Annotated in this window: 17 protein-coding genes and 1 tRNA gene; 2 read left to right on the forward strand and 16 right to left on the reverse strand. The window is 46.8% G+C overall.

Annotated features, from left to right (window positions below):
- The 15 genes from lon to KNQ04_RS01290 form a co-directional block, all read right to left on the reverse strand.
- On the reverse strand, positions 1-2,310 hold the full coding sequence (lon, locus tag KNQ04_RS01220) for an endopeptidase La (protein ID WP_214846763.1): 2,310 nt from the start codon (positions 2,308-2,310) through the stop codon (positions 1-3).
- A gap of 70 nt (positions 2,311-2,380) precedes the next feature.
- The gene (gene clpX, locus KNQ04_RS01225) at positions 2,381-3,646 is read right to left on the reverse strand and encodes an ATP-dependent protease ATP-binding subunit ClpX (RefSeq protein ID WP_029331085.1); all 1,266 of its coding nucleotides are present in this window, start codon (positions 3,644-3,646) and stop codon (positions 2,381-2,383) included.
- A 233-nt stretch (positions 3,647-3,879) separates the two neighbouring features.
- Positions 3,880-5,172, reverse strand: a complete 1,293-nt coding sequence (gene tig, locus KNQ04_RS01230; RefSeq protein WP_214846765.1) for a trigger factor — start codon at positions 5,170-5,172, stop codon at positions 3,880-3,882.
- A gap of 112 nt (positions 5,173-5,284) precedes the next feature.
- On the reverse strand, positions 5,285-6,292 hold the full coding sequence (locus tag KNQ04_RS01235; protein ID WP_214846767.1) for a hypothetical protein: 1,008 nt from the start codon (positions 6,290-6,292) through the stop codon (positions 5,285-5,287).
- A 28-nt stretch (positions 6,293-6,320) separates the two neighbouring features.
- Positions 6,321-6,845 carry a hypothetical protein gene (locus KNQ04_RS01240; protein ID WP_214846769.1) on the reverse strand — a complete coding sequence of 175 codons (525 nt, stop codon included), beginning with the start codon at positions 6,843-6,845 and terminating at the stop codon, positions 6,321-6,323.
- 103 nt (positions 6,846-6,948) lie between these two features.
- Positions 6,949-7,022, reverse strand: a tRNA-Arg gene (locus KNQ04_RS01245).
- 66 nt (positions 7,023-7,088) lie between these two features.
- Positions 7,089-7,595 (reverse strand): metallophosphoesterase family protein, encoded by a 507-nt coding sequence (locus KNQ04_RS01250; RefSeq protein WP_214847379.1) that lies wholly within the window; start codon positions 7,593-7,595, stop codon positions 7,089-7,091.
- A 6-nt stretch (positions 7,596-7,601) separates the two neighbouring features.
- A complete protein-coding gene (locus KNQ04_RS01255) occupies positions 7,602-8,198 on the reverse strand; it encodes an XTP/dITP diphosphatase (RefSeq protein WP_214846771.1) in 597 nt (198 codons plus the stop codon).
- The gene (rph, locus tag KNQ04_RS01260) at positions 8,195-8,950 is read right to left on the reverse strand and encodes a ribonuclease PH (protein WP_214846773.1); all 756 of its coding nucleotides are present in this window, start codon (positions 8,948-8,950) and stop codon (positions 8,195-8,197) included. Before rph ends, KNQ04_RS01255 begins: the two co-directional genes overlap by 4 nt.
- On the reverse strand, positions 8,947-9,756 hold the full coding sequence (gene racE, locus KNQ04_RS01265) for a glutamate racemase (protein ID WP_214846775.1): 810 nt from the start codon (positions 9,754-9,756) through the stop codon (positions 8,947-8,949). Before racE ends, rph begins: the two co-directional genes overlap by 4 nt.
- Positions 9,757-9,839: 83 nt before the next feature.
- Complete coding sequence (locus tag KNQ04_RS01270; RefSeq protein ID WP_012371023.1) at positions 9,840-10,103, reverse strand: phosphocarrier protein HPr; 264 nt, start codon at positions 10,101-10,103, stop codon at positions 9,840-9,842.
- Between the two features lie 65 nt (positions 10,104-10,168).
- Positions 10,169-10,624 carry an acyl-CoA thioesterase gene (locus tag KNQ04_RS01275; RefSeq protein ID WP_214846777.1) on the reverse strand — a complete coding sequence of 152 codons (456 nt, stop codon included), beginning with the start codon at positions 10,622-10,624 and terminating at the stop codon, positions 10,169-10,171.
- Between the two features lie 55 nt (positions 10,625-10,679).
- Positions 10,680-11,486, reverse strand: coding sequence for a succinate dehydrogenase iron-sulfur subunit (sdhB, locus tag KNQ04_RS01280; RefSeq protein ID WP_088837567.1), 807 nt, complete (start codon positions 11,484-11,486; stop codon positions 10,680-10,682).
- Complete coding sequence (gene sdhA, locus KNQ04_RS01285) at positions 11,486-13,249, reverse strand: succinate dehydrogenase flavoprotein subunit (protein ID WP_159173051.1); 1,764 nt, start codon at positions 13,247-13,249, stop codon at positions 11,486-11,488. The genes sdhB and sdhA overlap by 1 nt, the downstream gene beginning before the upstream one ends.
- Before the next feature lie 19 nt (positions 13,250-13,268).
- Positions 13,269-13,886, reverse strand: a complete 618-nt coding sequence (locus tag KNQ04_RS01290; RefSeq protein ID WP_214846779.1) for a succinate dehydrogenase cytochrome b558 subunit — start codon at positions 13,884-13,886, stop codon at positions 13,269-13,271.
- Between the two features lie 214 nt (positions 13,887-14,100).
- On the opposite strand from KNQ04_RS01290, the gene KNQ04_RS01295 reads away from it, so the two are divergent.
- Both KNQ04_RS01295 and KNQ04_RS01300 read left to right on the forward strand, forming a co-directional pair.
- A complete protein-coding gene (locus KNQ04_RS01295; RefSeq protein ID WP_214846782.1) occupies positions 14,101-14,520 on the forward strand; it encodes a YslB family protein in 420 nt (139 codons plus the stop codon).
- Between the two features lie 113 nt (positions 14,521-14,633).
- On the forward strand, positions 14,634-15,248 hold the full coding sequence (locus tag KNQ04_RS01300) for a PH domain-containing protein (RefSeq protein WP_214846784.1): 615 nt from the start codon (positions 14,634-14,636) through the stop codon (positions 15,246-15,248).
- Between the two features lie 350 nt (positions 15,249-15,598).
- Here the strand turns inward: KNQ04_RS01300 and uvrC are convergent, their stop codons facing one another.
- Positions 15,599-17,383 (reverse strand): excinuclease ABC subunit UvrC, encoded by a 1,785-nt coding sequence (uvrC, locus tag KNQ04_RS01305; protein WP_214846786.1) that lies wholly within the window; start codon positions 17,381-17,383, stop codon positions 15,599-15,601.
- Positions 17,384-17,421: the final 38 nt, after the last annotated feature.

The following is a 17,421-nucleotide window of genomic DNA, read 5'->3' on the forward strand; positions in this document are numbered from 1 at the left end:
TTACTCTCCTTTTAATGCATGTTCGAGCACTTGGTCCATCGTAGCGACCGGAATGAAACGAATTCCATTACGAACCGTTTCAGGAATCTCATCGATATCACGTGTGTTGTCTTGCGGCATTAAAATCGTCGTCAGTCCCGCACGGTGAGCTGCGAGTGACTTCTCTTTTAATCCGCCAATCGGTAAGACACGACCACGTAACGTGATTTCGCCTGTCATCCCGACGTCACGCCGGACTGGACGTTTCGTCAAAGCAGAAATCAAGGCCGTTGCAATCGTAATACCGGCTGACGGTCCGTCTTTCGGTACGGCACCCTCCGGTACGTGAATATGAACATCCTGTGTTTCATAGAAATTTGAATCGATTCCAAACGACTCAGCATTCGCACGAACGAAGCTATACGCCGTCTGTGCCGACTCTTGCATGACGTCACCAAGTTTACCCGTAAGTTGCAATTTTCCTTTACCTGGCGCAAGACTGACTTCAATCGTCAGTGTGTCGCCCCCAAATGCAGTATACGCTAAACCGGTCACCGCGCCAATCGTATCTTCTAATTCACCTTGTCCATACCGATAAATCGGTTTTCCTAAGAAATCCGTTAAGTTTCGTTTTGAGACCGTGACACGTTTCTTTTCCCCCATCGCGATCTGCTTCGCCGCTTTACGGCAGAGCGAACCTAATACACGTTCAAGGTTCCGGACTCCGGCTTCCCGTGTATACCGACGGACAACTTCTTCGAGCGCATCCGGTTTGACGGTCAATTGACTTTTTTTCAAGCCATGTTCTTTAATCTGTTTCGATAGGAGGTGACGCACTGCGATTTCGGCTTTCTCTTGCTCCGTATACCCACCAATCTGAATCAATTCCATCCGGTCCAGTAAAGGACCCGGGATATTCGAGACGTCATTCGCCGTTGCGATGAAGAGAACGTTCGATAAGTCGAATGGTTCTTCGATATAGTGATCGGAAAAACTATTGTTTTGTTCCGGATCAAGAACTTCAAGCATCGCAGATGAAGGATCGCCACGGAAATCATTGGACATCTTATCGATTTCGTCGAGTAGGAAGACTGGATTATTAGTACCAGCTTGTTTCAATCCACGGATGATGCGTCCCGGCATCGCCCCAATGTATGTCCGGCGATGTCCCCGGATTTCTGCTTCGTCTCGTACTCCACCAAGCGAGACCCGGACAAATTTGCGTTCCAGTGCTGTCGCGATGGAACGGGCGAGTGATGTTTTCCCGACCCCTGGAGGTCCTGCTAGACATAAAATCGGTCCACGTAACGAATCCGTCAATTGACGAACCGCCAAATACTCGAGAATCCGTTCTTTGACTTTTTCGAGTCCATAGTGATCTTCATCCAATTGTTCAGAAGCCGCCTCGACATTTAAGAAGTCGTCTGTCGCTTCATTCCAAGGAAGTGAGAAGAACCATTCCAAATAATTTCGGATGACACCATGTTCCGGACTCGTCGCCGGTACGATGGCTAACCGATTGATTTCTTTTTCGATGTTCGCGACTGCCGTTTCCGACAAATCGAGCATCGCCAATTGTTCCTTATACTTCACGGCGTCACTTTCAGCAGAGATGGCTTCCCCTCCGAGTTCTTGTTGAATCGTCTTCAACTGTTCCCGAAGGTAGTAGTCACGTTGCGACTGCTCAATCGTTTTTTTCGTCCGCTCCCGCATTTCTCGTTCAAGCTCAACGACTTCATATTCATGTTTCATGACATCAAGTAACATCAAGCCACGTTCGACAGGGTCATTTTCTTCTAAGAATTCCTGTTTCTTCGCGATCTCGATTGGTAATTTCGATGTGATGTAATCCGTCAGGGAATCCAAACGTTCATACGTTTCGAAACGACGCCGTTCATCTGTGCCGATTCCTTTGATTCGAGAAACGAGTTGTCCGAACTGCTCTTTGATGAGACGGACGAGTGCCTCTTGTTTTGCCCCTTTGATATCGAGTTTCTCAATCGGTTCGATGACAGCTTGATAGCCCTCATCCGTTTCGTTGACTTGTTCGATTCGGACACGTTCTTTTCCAATGACACGGACACGGACGGTATCGTTCCCGAGTTCACTCATTTTCGCGATTTGAACGAGTGTACCGACCGCATGCAATCCATCGACGGATGGTTCTGCTTCCGGATCCCGTTGTGTCACGACGACTAAATCAATTTCATGCTCCTTTGAAGCAAGCAATGCTTTTAGCGAAACGGGTCGCCCGACATCAATCGTCAGACCGATTAATGGATAGGCGACGACGCCCCGAAGTGGTAAAAGTGGATATTGTTTGGTTTTCATCGAATTCCTCCTAAACAAAAAGACTCGGGAAAGGCGTACAAGTAGCCTCCCGAGTCGATTTATCACGGTGTTACGCCGTTTCTTTTTCTTTCCCTTGTTCAATTGTACCATCTTTCAACTCAAGCGTCGGACCGCGCTTACCAGTCAACGTTTCAGCTGTAATGATGACTTTTGCGATATCTTCACGTGATGGTATTTCGAACATGATTTCAAGCATCGTTTCCTCGATGATCGAACGTAAACCACGTGCACCGGTTTTCCGTTTGATAGCGAGTTTCGCGATTTCAATCAACGCCTCATCTGTGAAGTCGAGTTCGACGTCATCAAGTTGAAGCATTTTTTTGTATTGTTTGACTAATGCATTTTTTGGTTTCGTCAAGATTTGGACAAGTGCATCCTCATCGAGTGGTTCGAGTGTCGCCATGACTGGCAACCGACCGATGAACTCAGGGATGAGTCCGAATTTTTGAAGATCCTCTGGTAATGCGGCAGCAAGAATTTCTTTTTGCGTAAAGTTACGGTTTTCAGAATCATTTCCGAATCCAATAACTTTTTTACCAAGACGGCGTTTAATCGATTGATCGATTCCATCAAATGCGCCACCGACGATGAAAAGAATATTCGTCGTATCGATTTGAATGAATTCTTGATGCGGATGTTTACGTCCACCTTGTGGCGGAACACTCGCGACAGTACCTTCTAAGATTTTAAGAAGTGCTTGTTGGACACCTTCTCCTGACACATCACGTGTAATGGAAGGATTCTCAGATTTACGGGCGATTTTATCGATTTCATCGATATAGATGATCCCTTTTTCTGCTTTTTCGACATCGTAATCAGCAGCTTGAATAAGTTTTAAGAGGATGTTTTCGACATCTTCCCCGACATATCCAGCTTCCGTCAAGCTTGTCGCATCCGCAATCGCGAACGGTACGTTTAAGATACGCGCCATTGTTTGGGCAAGAAGTGTCTTACCACTACCTGTTGGTCCAATCATGACGATGTTTGATTTAGAAAGTTCAACATCATCTGCCCGACCACCGGCATTGATTCGTTTGTAATGATTGTACATGGCGACAGACAACGACTTTTTAGCCTTTTCTTGACCGATGACATAATCATTTAATGTCTCACGAATTTCATGCGGCTTTGGTACATTCTTTAGTTCGACTTCTTCTTCTGTACCAAGTTCCTCTTCAACGATTTCGTTGCAAAGTTCGATACATTCATCGCAAATGTAAACGCCAGGTCCAGCAACAAGTTTGCGCACTTGCTCTTGTGTCTTTCCACAGAAAGAACATTTTAGCTGACCTTTCTCTTCGTTAAATTTAAACATAAAGGTCCACCCCTTTAACGCGGAAGTTGTATAGATACGTTTCGCATCCAATCTCACGTTTTACTATTAATGATTGTAGCATGAACAAGGAAAGTCTTTCAAATCCTGGACAACCGTTTTACAGTTTGATTTGAAGATTTCAATATTGTTTGTCCTTGTTTGACCTATCGTACAAAAAAAACGACTCCAAGACCAGAAATAGGTCTTGAAATCGTTTTGTTCAGTTCGCGAACTTATTTCGTTTTTGCGTTATCAACGAGAACGTCGATTGCTTTACGGAATTGAAGATCACCTTTAAGCGTATCAAGACCGCCTTGTGGTGCAAGCATTGTTTCAAGTTGATCAGCAGGAATGTTGTAGAGTTCAGACATCGATTGAAGTTCAGCTTGCGCTTCTTCTTCGTTAACTTCGATGTTTTCGTCTGCAACGATTTGCTTGAGAACGAGACGTGCTTTAACACGTTCTTCTGCTTGCTCTTTCATTTCAGTACGCATCGCTTCTTCAGTCGTCCCAGTTAACTGGAAGTACATGTCGAGGTCGATACCTTGTGATTGAATGCGTTGTGTGAATTCTTGGACCATACGTTCAACTTCGTTGTCGACCATAACTGCCGGAAGATCAACTGTTGCGTTTTTAGTCGCTGCTTCAACCAACTCATCACGCATTGAAGCGTCTGCTTCTTGTTTGCGTGTGTTTTCAAGGCGTGTACGAATTTTTGTTTTCAACTCATCAAGAGAAGCAACTTCTTCGTCCATTTCTTTTGCGAACTCATCTGTCAATTCAGGAAGTTCTTGTGCTTTCACTTCGTGGATTGTCACTTTGAACACGACTGGTTTACCAGCGAGTGATGCTTCATGGTACTCTTCTGGGAAAGTAACGTCGATGTCTTTTTGTTCGCCAGTTTTTAGACCGACCATTTGCTCTTCGAATCCTGGAATGAAGTTTCCTGAACCGATGACGAGTGAATAGTTTTCAGCAGTTCCGCCGTCGAATTGGTTGTCCCCATCAAAACCTGCGAAGTCGAATACGACTGTGTCGCCATTTTCGATGACGCCGTCTTCTTTTACGACGAGCTCTGCTCCACGTTCTTGCATTGTTTTGAGTTCTGCATCGACATCTTCGTCAGTAACGTCTGTTTCGACAGCAGTGTACTCAAGACCTTTGTACTCACCAAGAGTTGCTTCAGGTTCGATGACGAACGTGATTTTGAACTCAACCGGTTTTCCTTTTTCGAGTGTTTCAACGTCGATGTTTTCAAGCGCGATTGGCTCGATACCTGATTCAACGACAGCACCCTCGATTGTATCTTGATACAAGATATCAAGAGCATCTTGATAAAGTGCTTCTTCACCGTACATTTTGTTAAACATTGCGCGTGGCATTTTTCCTTTACGGAAACCAGGTGTGTTCAAAGTCTTAACGACTTTTTTGAACGCTTGGTCTACCGCTTTATCAAATGCTTCAGCAGGCGCTTCATACGTGAGAACGCCGAGGCTACCTGATTGTTTTTCCCATTTTGCAGTCATGCTGAGTCCCTCCAAAATTGTCAATTAGCGTACATGTGTGTACAACAAGTCACATTATAGCACAACCATTCCGAGCATTACCACTGTTGAGCGAATGGAATCCCTGCATTTCCTATATCGCTGTCTTCTCGTACGCTTTTCCTTCTTCTAACATTCGGTGTGCACTGTCGTATAACATGCGCGCGAGTGGCCCGATGTTCTTTCCAGGCTCCCTTTGTTCGAACGTCAAGCCGGCTAGTTCGTCCAGTGCATCAACCGTCTCGGCTGGATTCGGTTCGAACAGATCAATCGATTGTTCGAGATGGAGCATTTGGTGCCACGATAAAATCAACAAGGCTCGGAAAGGATCGAGATGCTTTAAACTAAATAATAAATCTTGTCTCGCTTCGAGCTGCCCCTGCTGTTTGGTCAACAGTACGTTCAGCTGTCGCGCCGATTCGAACGTTACATCGATGTGCAAACGCTCGATGCACATACGGAGCGGAAAACACGCATCATCCGCCACGAGTTGTCCGAGTACCGTATGCATGACGATTAGACTTTGATGCGTCACGTCTCGTCCGACTGCATACGATGTACAAAAGTAATTTTTTAATTCAGGTATATCGTCAAGTATCACTCCACGTAACTTCCCGAACTGTTGTTCATACGTTCCGGACCGAAAAAGAGTTAACCAGTCCACATCCGTCTGTCCGACTGTTTCTGGTGTCAAAATAGACTCTTCTGCAGCTGTACGAGTATGTTGCGTCGTTTGTCGTGCAAGCACCGTAGCGGCTTCGTCTAACTTGACCGCTAGACCATACGGCAAGTATGGGGATGCCGTCCGCAATGCGAGATAGAGCGGATAGGACTGTCCCTGTTCAAAAAGAAACAGTGCAAGGACTTGTTCGACGCCTTCAACCGTCAAAAAAGATCCTGCCAGTTTGACGAACCGCTCCCGTTCTTCTTCATTTCTCGAAAAGGCATCCTGAATCGTATACAACGTATAGAGAACCTCATCTTCACTCATCGTCCGGTCATTAAGCCGCCTGATCTGCTCATCCCGTTCCGCTTTCGTCATGAAAGCAAGACGCGTCCGTTCGTCCTCAAGCGGGCGTTCCATCCACCGTGATTCCTTCATGCTTCATCTCTCCTCGGCAAATCCGTCGTTACTTCGTAAAGGGATCGAGTCGTGTCGTCCAATCAGAAATCGCCCCTTGCAGGCGTTCTGCCTGTTCGACCCCGACTTGATTCAACTTCTCGAGTGAAACGTCTGTTTCAAGAAGACGTGTCATCTCTTCCGATTGCTTGACGTATTGTGTTAAGTTGTCACTTAAGTTTTTCAGTTCAGCCGGTGGATTGTCGAGATTCGTGAGCCGTTGATCGATTTGATCAAGTTCTTGATTGAGCCGTTGAACCGTTTCATCCTGTTTCAGTTTTTCCATCTGTTGGTCAAGCGTTTGTTCCGGGTCCGCTGATTCGCGCGCCTTCGTTGCCGCCTGGTCGAGCTTAGCTGAGAGTTCTGACGTCACTCTCGCCGTATCTTTTGCGATTGCTTGCAGTTCTGCTGCATAGTCCACATTATTTTTCACTTCGGTCACTTGTTGTTTGGCGTCATTGACGGTATTTGACACTTCACTGCAACCCGCTAATGCAACCGTCAAAAGGAGGATTCCACCTAATTGTTTCTTCATTGTTCCCGTCCCCTTTTAAGTTCATGATACCTTGATTATAATCGAAATTCACAATAAAAAAAAGAGACCACCCTCGTAAGGGCAGTCTCTATTTTAATTATAGCGTCCCAAGAGGGATTCGAACCCCCGACCGACGCCTTAGAAGGGCGTTGCTCTATCCAGCTGAGCTATTGGGACGTGTCAACACGAATAAACTATACTAAAACAATTCTTTCGTGTCAATCACAATCCAAGAAATTCTTTTTAAAGCGTGCCGTCTAAGTGTAAAGCATTAATCCGTTCACCTGTCAGATCATAAAAATCGACTGAAAACTCACGATTATCGAGCGTCAACACGGCATATGTTTTTTCCGGACGATGACGCGGCATGCGAATGGAGCCCGGATTGATGAAAAGTTTCCCTTCTTTCAACTCCGCTTTTGCGACGTGCGAATGACCATACAAGACGATTTGTGCTGCTTTTTGATCCGCATGATGGACTAATTGATCGAGGCTGTATTTCACGTCTTGACGATGCCCATGGACACATAATAGTTTGACTGCACCAAACGACTCGAGTACCTCATCGGCAAAATCGTTACCATAATCACAATTCCCTTTGACAACACGATAGGGATATAATGATTCGTCTGTCCGTGTTAACTGTGAATCACCACAATGATACGCAACCTCTGCTTCCGGATGCCGTTCGACGATCGTCAGAAGTTCTGACTCAAGACCATGACTATCACTCACGATTAAAGCTTTCATCATTGATCACTCTCCTAAAAAAGTAGTCAGTGCTAATTCAAGTTTTTTCAATGCATTTCCACGATGACTGATTGCTGCTTTTTCCTCTTTCGTCAATTCAGCCGCTGTTTGGTTCCGCGATGGGACGATAAATAGTGGATCGTATCCAAAACCATGCGCGCCTTTTGCTTCGAATCCGATGAATCCTTCCATCGTACCACGGACCGTCAACGTCTCCCCGGAAGGTTTCGCAAGTGACAATGCACAGACGAAACGTGCTGTCCGTTCACTTTCCGGTCGGTCGGCTAATTTCTTAAGTAATAAGGCATTGTTTGCCGCATCCGACTTCTCAAGTCCTGCAAAACGCGCTGAATAGACACCAGGCGCCCCGTCGAGCGCATCGACTTCGAGCCCGGAGTCGTCGGCAAGAACGGCGTGACCGAAGTAAGCAGCCGCTTCTTTCGCTTTCAATTCAGCATTTTCTTCAAAGGTCACACCCGTTTCATCCGTCTCGGGTGCCGCTTCATAATCTAGTAATGACGAGACGGTATACCCTAACTTTCCGAGCATCGCTTCGAGTTCTTTCACTTTCCCGGCATTGCGTGTCGCAACGATAATCTTCATTGGTGTCCCCCCACTTCTTCTCCGACATACCACCACGAGGCACCTAAAGCATCTTGACCAGCACGAAGTAACTGTTCAATCCCCTTTTCCCCAAGTTCAAGCATATCGAGCATCTCACGCTTCGAAAAGGTTGCTTCTTCACCTGTTGCTTGCATTTCGACGATTTTTCCGGAAGATGTCATGACTAAGTTTAAGTCGACATCGGCTGCAGCATCCTCTTCATAACAGAGATCGAGGAGCAACTCTTGACCTACTTTCCCGATCGAGACGGCTGCAATTCCTTCTTTAATTGGTGTATCCGTCAGTTTGCCACTTTGAATCAGACCGTCTACCGCGAGGACGAGTGCAAGAAATCCTCCTGTGATGGCCGCTGTTCTCGTTCCACCATCTGCTTGAATGACGTCGCAATCAATCCAGACTGTCCGCTCGCCTAATTTTTCTAAATCGACGACGGCACGTAACGCCCGGCTGATTAAACGCTGGATTTCCATTGTCCGCCCCGTCTGCTTGCCCCGCACTGCTTCACGCGCTGTCCGTTGTGCTGTCGCGCGCGGTAACATCGCATATTCTGCATTAATCCATCCATGGCGTTTCCCCCGTAAAAAGGGTGGGACTTTCTCTTCGACCGTTGCCGTACACAAGACCCGCGTGTCTCCGACTGCGATCATGATTGAACCTTCCGCATGTTTATTAACGTTCGTCTCAAACGAAATCGCTCGCATCATCGTAGATTCTCGTTGATCGATTCTCATGTCGTTTCCTCCGTTCCGAGTACTAATCGTTTTGCTTGGATTGGCTGACTCAACCAATCGGTCGCGATCCGTTCAAAGGAACGCGTGTCACCTGTCGCATGATAAATATGCTCCGGGATAAAGTCATTGCCTGCTGCGATTCCATTGTAATCGAGGAGAGCTGCGACTTCGAGTGCCGTCTCGTCCCCAGAAGAAATCAATTGGACGTCTGGTCCGATGACTCGTCCAATGACATCTGCGAGCAGCGGGTAATGGGTACACCCTAAAATCAACGTGTCCATATCGTACGAAAGCAACGGACGTAATGTATTCGCGACGACTCGTTCGACGTAAGCACCTGTTGTCTGTGATGACTCGACGAGCGGGACGAACGGTGGACAAGCGAGTGACTCGACGACGACTTGGCCCTCGACGTGCCGCAATGCCTTTTCGTAGGAGTTACTCTCGACCGTCATTTTCGTCCCGATGACACCGATTCGTTTCGAACGTGTTACTTTTACTGCCGCCCGTGCTCCTGGGTCGATGACGCCAATGACTGGAATCGTCAATTTTTCCCGTGCTTCTTTCAGTACGACTGCCGTCGCTGTATTACAGGCGATGACGATCAGTTTGACATCCTGCGCGACAAGATAATCAATCATCTCCCATGTAAATTGCCGGATTTCTTGTTCCGGTCGTGGTCCATAGGGACAGCGTAATGTATCCCCGACATATATGATTTGTTCATGAGGGAGCTGCCGCATCAGCTCACGCGCGACCGTCAAGCCGCCGACCCCAGAATCTAATACTCCAATTGGTTTATTCACGTCATATCTCACCTTCCTATCCTCTATGGTAACAAAAAAGGACGACGGTGCAAGACCGGCGTCCGAGAATGTAGATAAAAGGATTACTGAGCAAGACCTTCGCTTGTGAGCATGTCTGAAAGAGTCGTGATTGCTTCAGAAGCATCGTCACCGTTTGCTACGATTTTGATGTCTGAATCTTTAGCGATACCGAGTGAAAGAACACCCATGATCGACTTAAGGTTGACAGTCTTTCCGTTGTACTCCAAGTTGATGTCTGATTGGAATTTAGAAGCTGTGTTGACAAGTTGTGTTGCAGGACGAGCATGAATGCCTGAATCTGCGATGACTTTGAATGTTTTTTCCATGATTAAGAAATCTCCCTCCACTAATAACGTACTAGTGAGTCGTTTTCGAATATGTGAACTCATTATCAAATGATAACGGATTCGAATCGATTCTGCAAGGAATTTTTATAGTCCTCGTTCCAGGGAAACGCATTCCCGGCACGATCAATTTGTACCATTGAGGTTCGTCCCGTGAACATCAGTTGCTCTTGGTCGTCGAATGCCGCGTAGTGGACGTCACACGAGGCTTTTCCGACTTGGACTGGGTACGCATAAACGGCAAGCCGCGTCCGCGGATAGACTTGACGGATGTAGTTGCACTGCGCATCGGCGACGACGACGATTCCATCGTCCGCTAGCGAATATCCCGTCTCTTCAAGCATCAACGTCCGGACATCCTCAAAATAAACAAATGGGACACGATTGTTCATATGACCGTAGGCATCCGTCTCGGCGAAACGAACCGCAACATCGAGTCGCGTTCCATGTTTCATCTGATTCAACCATCCATCTAAATCCTCGATATAACTAGGTACACGCACGTAAGTTCCCTCCTGAATATAAAAAGAAGGAGCAGCGCCCCTTCTTTTTTATGAATTAGTTACTAACCGCTTCTCCCGTACGACCTTCATCGCTACCGAAGAATTTTTTGAACGAGTGTAATGTCGTCTGACGGTTCATCGCTGCGATTGATGTCGTCAGCGGAATCCCTTTCGGACAAACTTCAACACAGTTTTGTGCGTTACCACATTGCATGATGCCGCCATCTTCCATTAACGCTTCCAGACGCTCTTCTTTATGATACGCACCTGTCGGGTGTGAGTTGAAGAGACGAACTTGTGAGATTGACGCCGGTCCGATGAAGTTCGAACGGTCGTTGACGTTCGGACATGCTTCAAGACAAACGCCACACGTCATACATTTTGAAAGCTCATACGCCCATTGCCGTTTGTTCTCTGGCATCCGTGGTCCTGGACCAAGGTCATACGTACCATCGATCGGCACCCACGCTTTGACTTTTTTGAGTGCGTCAAACATCCGTTGACGGTCAACTTGTAAGTCACGCACAATCGGGAACGTCTGCATCGGTTGCAAACGAATCGGTTGTTCGAGTTTATCCACGAGTGCTGTACAGGATTGACGTGGCGTGCCGTTGATGACCATCGAACACGCTCCACATACTTCTTCAAGACAACCCATGTCCCAGTTGATCGGTGTCGTTTTTTCGCCTGCCGCATTCACAGGATTCCGGCGAATCTCCATCAATGCTGAAATGACGTTCATGTTCGGACGGTATGGGACTTCGAAAGCTTCATCATAGGCTTTCCCGTCTGGTCCATCCTGACGTTGCACGATGAACTGAACCGGTTTTTGTTTTGTTTCTTGTTCGAGTGGTGTCGCCATTATGCTTTCACCTCTTTCTTCGACTTCTTGCTGTAGTCGCGTTTGCGTGGTGGAATCAGTGATGTATCGACTTCTTCGTAATAGATTTCCGGATGACCGTTTGTATAACGCGCCATCGTCGTTTTTAAGAAGCGTTCATCGTCACGCTCTGGGAAGTCTGGCTTGTAGTGTGCCCCACGACTCTCGTCACGTTGAAGTGCGCCGAGTGTGATCGCTTCCGCTAAATCGAGCATGTGATCGAGCTGACGGATGAATGATGCACCTTGGTTACTCCAACGCGCCGTATCCGTCGCTGAGATCCGTGTGAACCGTTCCCGTAATTCTTTAATCTTCGTTAACGTCTGTTCGAGCTTATCGTTATACCGGACAACGGTTACGTTATCCGTCATGACTTCGCCGAGCTCACGGTGGATTTGATACGCATTTTCTGTACCTTCCATCGCCAAGATGTCATTGAACCGGTCGATTTCAGCGATTTTATGTGCTTCGACGACCTCTTCCGGCATATCGTGGACAGATGTCTCGAGTTCGTTCATATAGGCAATCGCTGCTGGACCGGCAACCATTCCGCCATAAACGGCAGAGAGCAGTGAGTTCGCACCGAGACGGTTTCCACCGTGCATCGAGTAATCACACTCACCAGACGCAAACAATCCTGGGATATTCGTCATCTGATCGTAATCGACCCATAATCCACCCATCGAGTAATGGACGGCCGGGAAGATTTTCATCGGTACTTTCCGTGGATCGTCACCAACGAACTTCTCATAAATTTCTAAGATACCGCCGAGTTTGACGTCAAGCTCTTTGGCGTCCTTATGCGAGAGATCAAGATAGACCATGTTCTCCCCATTGACACCAAGCTTTTGATTGACACAGACATCAAAGATTTCACGTGTCGCGATATCGCGTGGTACGAGGTTTCCGTACGCCGGATATTTTTCTTCAAGGAAGTACCACGGTTTCCCGTCTTTATACGTCCAGACACGTCCACCTTCACCACGTGCCGATTCGCTCATCAGACGGAGTTTGTCATCCCCAGGAATGGCTGTCGGGTGGATTTGGATGAACTCACCGTTCGCATAAATCGCGCCTTGGCGATAGACCGCTGCAGCTGCCTGACCTGTATTGATGACCGAGTTCGTTGATTTACCGAAGATGACACCTGGGCCACCCGTCGCTAGGATAACGGAGTCCGCTGCAAATGCTTCGATTTCCATCGACCGTAGATTTTGACACACCGCACCACGACAAATCCCTTCTTCATCAATGACTGCGCGAAGGAATTCCCATCCTTCATATTTTTCTACCAAACCTTGCGCTTCAAACTTACGTACTTGCTCGTCAAGTGCGTACAGTAATTGTTGTCCTGTCGTTGCTCCCGCATAAGCCGTCCGGTGATGGAGTGTTCCTCCGAAACGACGGAAGTCGAGTAAACCTTCTGGTGTCCGGTTGAACATGACGCCCATTCGGTCGAACATATGAATGATTTTCGGAGCCGCTTCTGTCATTTTTTGAACAGGCGGTTGGTTCGCGAGGAAGTCGCCACCATATACCGTATCATCTAAATGCTGGTAGGGTGAGTCACCCTCCCCTTTTGTATTGACCGCACCGTTGATGCCACCTTGGGCACAAACCGAATGTGATCGTTTAACGGGTACAAGTGAGAATAACTTTACTGGTACACCTTGTTCTGCTGCTTTTATCGTAGCCATCAACCCGGCAAGCCCTCCACCGATGATGACAAGATTTTTGTTCGCCATGTTGTCAGTTCCCCTTTCCTTACAACACGCCTGCAAACGTTAAAATCGAGCGTACGCCTACAAACGATAAACCGATGAATACAAGGGCTGCCACATAAGACATCGCGCGTTGAGACGCTGGTGACTGTGTGATTCCCCATGTGATGCAGAACGTCCAAAGTCCGTTCGCAAGGTGGAACGTCGTCGCTAGGATCCCGACGATATAAAACGTGAGCATGAAACCGTTATCGACGATGTTTTGCATCATGTTTGCATTAACTTCTGTTCCCATTGCTGCTGCAATCCGTGTTTCCCAGACATGCCACGTGATGAAGATGACGAGGAAGACACCTGTGAAGCGTTGTAAGACATACATCCAGTTCCGGAAGTATGTATAACGACCTGTGTTCGCGGAACCTGTGAATGCGATGTAGACACCGTAGACACCATGCAGAATGATGGGTATGAAGATGACAAACACTTCTAGAAACAGTCGATACGGAACACTCCCCACGAATTCCGCTGCCTTATTGAAGTCTTCTTCTCCTCGAACGATGAAATAGTTCGTCGTAAGATGAGAAAGTAAAAATAACCCGATTGGAATGACGCCGAGCAGTGAGTGTATTTTACGACTCACGAAATCACGATGATTCGCCATCCAAATCCCCCCTTTTGTTTGCCAATCAAACGTTGGCGCATTTTGGTAGAAAAGCGCTTTCATAAGGAAATTCGTCTTTTCATCACTTATTCTACTCCTGTCCTTTTTATAAGACAACCCGAGCCGTTGCATTTAACTGCAAATTTTTTCAGGAAAACAATGACCCTCGAGAATTAGCTCGCTATAATAGTTTCAGAGATAGGAGTGAATTATGATGGAATCAACACCAAACACCACGTCGACATTCGGTATCGAACTGATTCGGGACTATGTTTTGAACGACTTACTCGGTAACGATTATCGCCAAGTCATCTACTGGGCAGGCAAGCGACTCGCACGTCAATTCCCTGTCTTGAGTGAAGATGAACTCGCCCCCTTTTTCCAAGAAGCTGGGTGGGGATCACTCTCCCTGATCAAAAAGAAGGGAACAACGTTTTCTTTTGTACTCCTCCCTCCAGAATCGACACGGACGGAGCGGCCTGCGGGATATTTTCAGCTCGAAGCAGGGTTTTTAGCGGAACAAGTCGCAAAATTGACGGGATTCGTCGCTGAAGGGTATGCCGAACTTACAAAAGAACGCGTCCAAATCACGATTCAATTCGATGCAAAAGATCCAGTCAACGCTACTACCTAACGAGCTGATTGATGTAGGAGATTGCTGCACAGACAGAGAAGATAACATCGTGAAACCTTTTGCAGAAAGATTGCGTAGAAAGTAGTCGAATACACATTCGAGGAGGAATTAGGATGTTCAAGAAATTAGCAGCAGACTTAACAGGATTCAGTGACATCGGTCAAGTCATTCACCCGGACGATTTTGATAAGGCCGCGGCCGATGATTATGTGCTCCATGAAGACGGAGAAAAAATTTATTTTTTGATTAAATCAAAAAGTGATGAGTACTGCTTTACGAACTTAGCATTGGTCCACCTCGATGGTGAAAGTGCCATCAGTTCAAAGCGTGTCCTCTACCGCTATCCATACGCCCATTATCCGATTCGCCATGTCATGTTCGAAACAGCCGGTACGGTCGATTTAGATGTCGAGATTAAATTTGAAATCGGCGGCAAACACTACTCGATTGATGTCGATAAAAAGCAACTCGAGCATGTCAAAGATCTTTATAAAGCGTTGCTTGCAATCGCCGAAAAACAATACGAAGGTCAAAAGATGATGGAGTTCGCGAACAGTTCACTCAATCATTCCGTAACGATCCTCGGCGGTATCCGTCAAGCTGAAATGAATGTCCCGCAAGCATTCAAGGACTTGTCCCAAGAGTCATTTGACTGGTTGCAAGGCCATTATTACAGATGGAACCAAAAAGACTTCGGGGCGTTTTACGAAAAATATATTAATAATTAAATGCAGATCATCAGACACACGGAGTGATCCATGTGTCTCTGTCTGTAGACAACGTGCGATTGGGACATCCAGGCATGCTTACGGTTTAGAACGCAATCCGCATTGAATCGCTTCTGTAGCAGGACAGGGAAGCACAAACTGCCTCTCGATATCGCAGTTCACGCTTCATAAGAATTTGTCTACACGCTGAAACAGTATGTGGTTCAAGTGATTTTTAACCACCATAATCTTTTTCTTAACCTGGTGGTTCACAAACTAACGACATACACTTTTTCCGGATTGAATCCTGACGCCAAAAAATGCGAACCTGCGGGTTCGCATTTTTTATCCCATGATTTTGGAATCAACATCTATTCTTCATTCGCCTGACTGAGATATTCCGCAACCGTTTCCGCTAATTTGACGGGTAACCCCGCTTCCGTCAGCTGTTCGATGTTCGCTTTCTTTAAACTGCGCATCGAACCAAAATGGCGAATCAACTGTTGGCGGCGTTTTGGACCGACACCCGGTATTTCATCAAGCACCGAGCGTGTCATCCCTTTCGAACGCAATGACCGGTGGAAGGTAATCGCAAAGCGGTGAACCTCATCTTGCATGCGCTGGAGAAGATAAAAGGCACTCGAGCGCGGATGGAGTTCAATCAGTTGACCGCCTTCCCCGAATAACAGTTGACTCGTTCGGTGTTTGTCATCCTTTTTGAGCGATCCAACCGGTAAAGCCAAACCGAGTTCATCTTGAATGACTTCTAACGCGGCATTCAATTGTCCGAGTCCTCCATCAATCAACACTAAATCCGGTAGCCGCGCCCCTTCAAGTAACAGACGACGATAGCGGCGACGGACGATTTCACGCATCGACTCATAATCATCAGGTCCTTTGACCGTCTTGATTTTAAATTTACGATACTCTTTTTTTAATGGCTTCCCGTCTTCGAACACGACGAGGGCCGAGACCGCATCCGCTCCTTGGATGTTGGCGTTATCGATGATTTCGATTCGAGATAACGGATGAACATCAATCGCGTCAGCCAGTTCCTGGACTGCTTGGACCGTTTTCTTTTCGTCGCGGGCAATCAGCTCAAAGCGCTCTCCGATTGCATTTTCTGCGTTCTTCGTCGCTAAATCAAGCAGCTTCCGCTTCGAACCACGGACCGGTACATGGACCCGAATCCCGATTGCTTCTTTCAATAACAGTTGGTTGACGAGCGGTGGGACATAGATTTCACTCGGCTTGATGTTTTTCTCATAGAACTGAACGATGAAACTTTCAAGTTCTTCCGCCGGTGTCCCGTAGATTGGGAACAACGAGACATCACGTTCAATCATTTTACCGCCACGTAAGAAGAAGACTTGTACACACATCCACCCCTTATCGACATAAATCCCAAAGACATCCCGGGACGTCAAATCGGCCGTGATCATGTTCTGTTTGTTCATGATGGAATCGATGGCGCGGACTTGGTCACGTAATTCGCCTGCCCGTTCAAACTCCATCGCCTCCGCCGCTTCGCCCATTTTCGTTTTCAACGATTCAACGAGTTCTTTCGTTTCTCCGGACAGAAAACGCCGGATTTCCGAGACGAGTTCTTTTTGTTCATTTTCTAAGTCCGGAATCTCACACGGTCCGAGACATTGACCGATGTGGTAATACAGGCACAGTTTTTTCGGCATCGGTTGACACTTACGTAGTGGATAAAGGCGGTCTAAGAGACGTTTCGTTTCATTCGCGGCATATGCGTTCGGATACGGCCCGAAATAATGCCCCCCGTCTTTTTTTAACTTCCGCGTCGTAATCAGCCGTGGATATGTCTCATTCGTGATTTTGAGGTACGGATACGATTTATCATCTTTTAACATGATGTTATATTTCGGATCATGTTTTTTAATTAGCGTCATTTCAAGCAGTAACGCCTCGAGTTCGCTTGCCGTGATGATGTATTCAAAGTCACGGATATCCGCGACGAGCCGTTCTGTTTTTAGGTCATGTGCTCCCGTAAAATAGGACCGGACCCGATTCTTTAAATTTTTTGCTTTTCCGACGTAAATGACTTCTCCAAATTCATTTTTATGCAAATAACAACCTGGTTCGTCAGGTAAGAGGGATAGTTTCGCCTTAATATGTTCTTGATGGCTCACAAAAATGTCTCCTTCCACCGTTTTTAGTTTTGCGTTAT

Source organism: Exiguobacterium sp. s193, from assembly GCF_018618755.1.
Classification (GTDB): domain Bacteria; phylum Bacillota; class Bacilli; order Exiguobacteriales; family Exiguobacteriaceae; genus Exiguobacterium_A.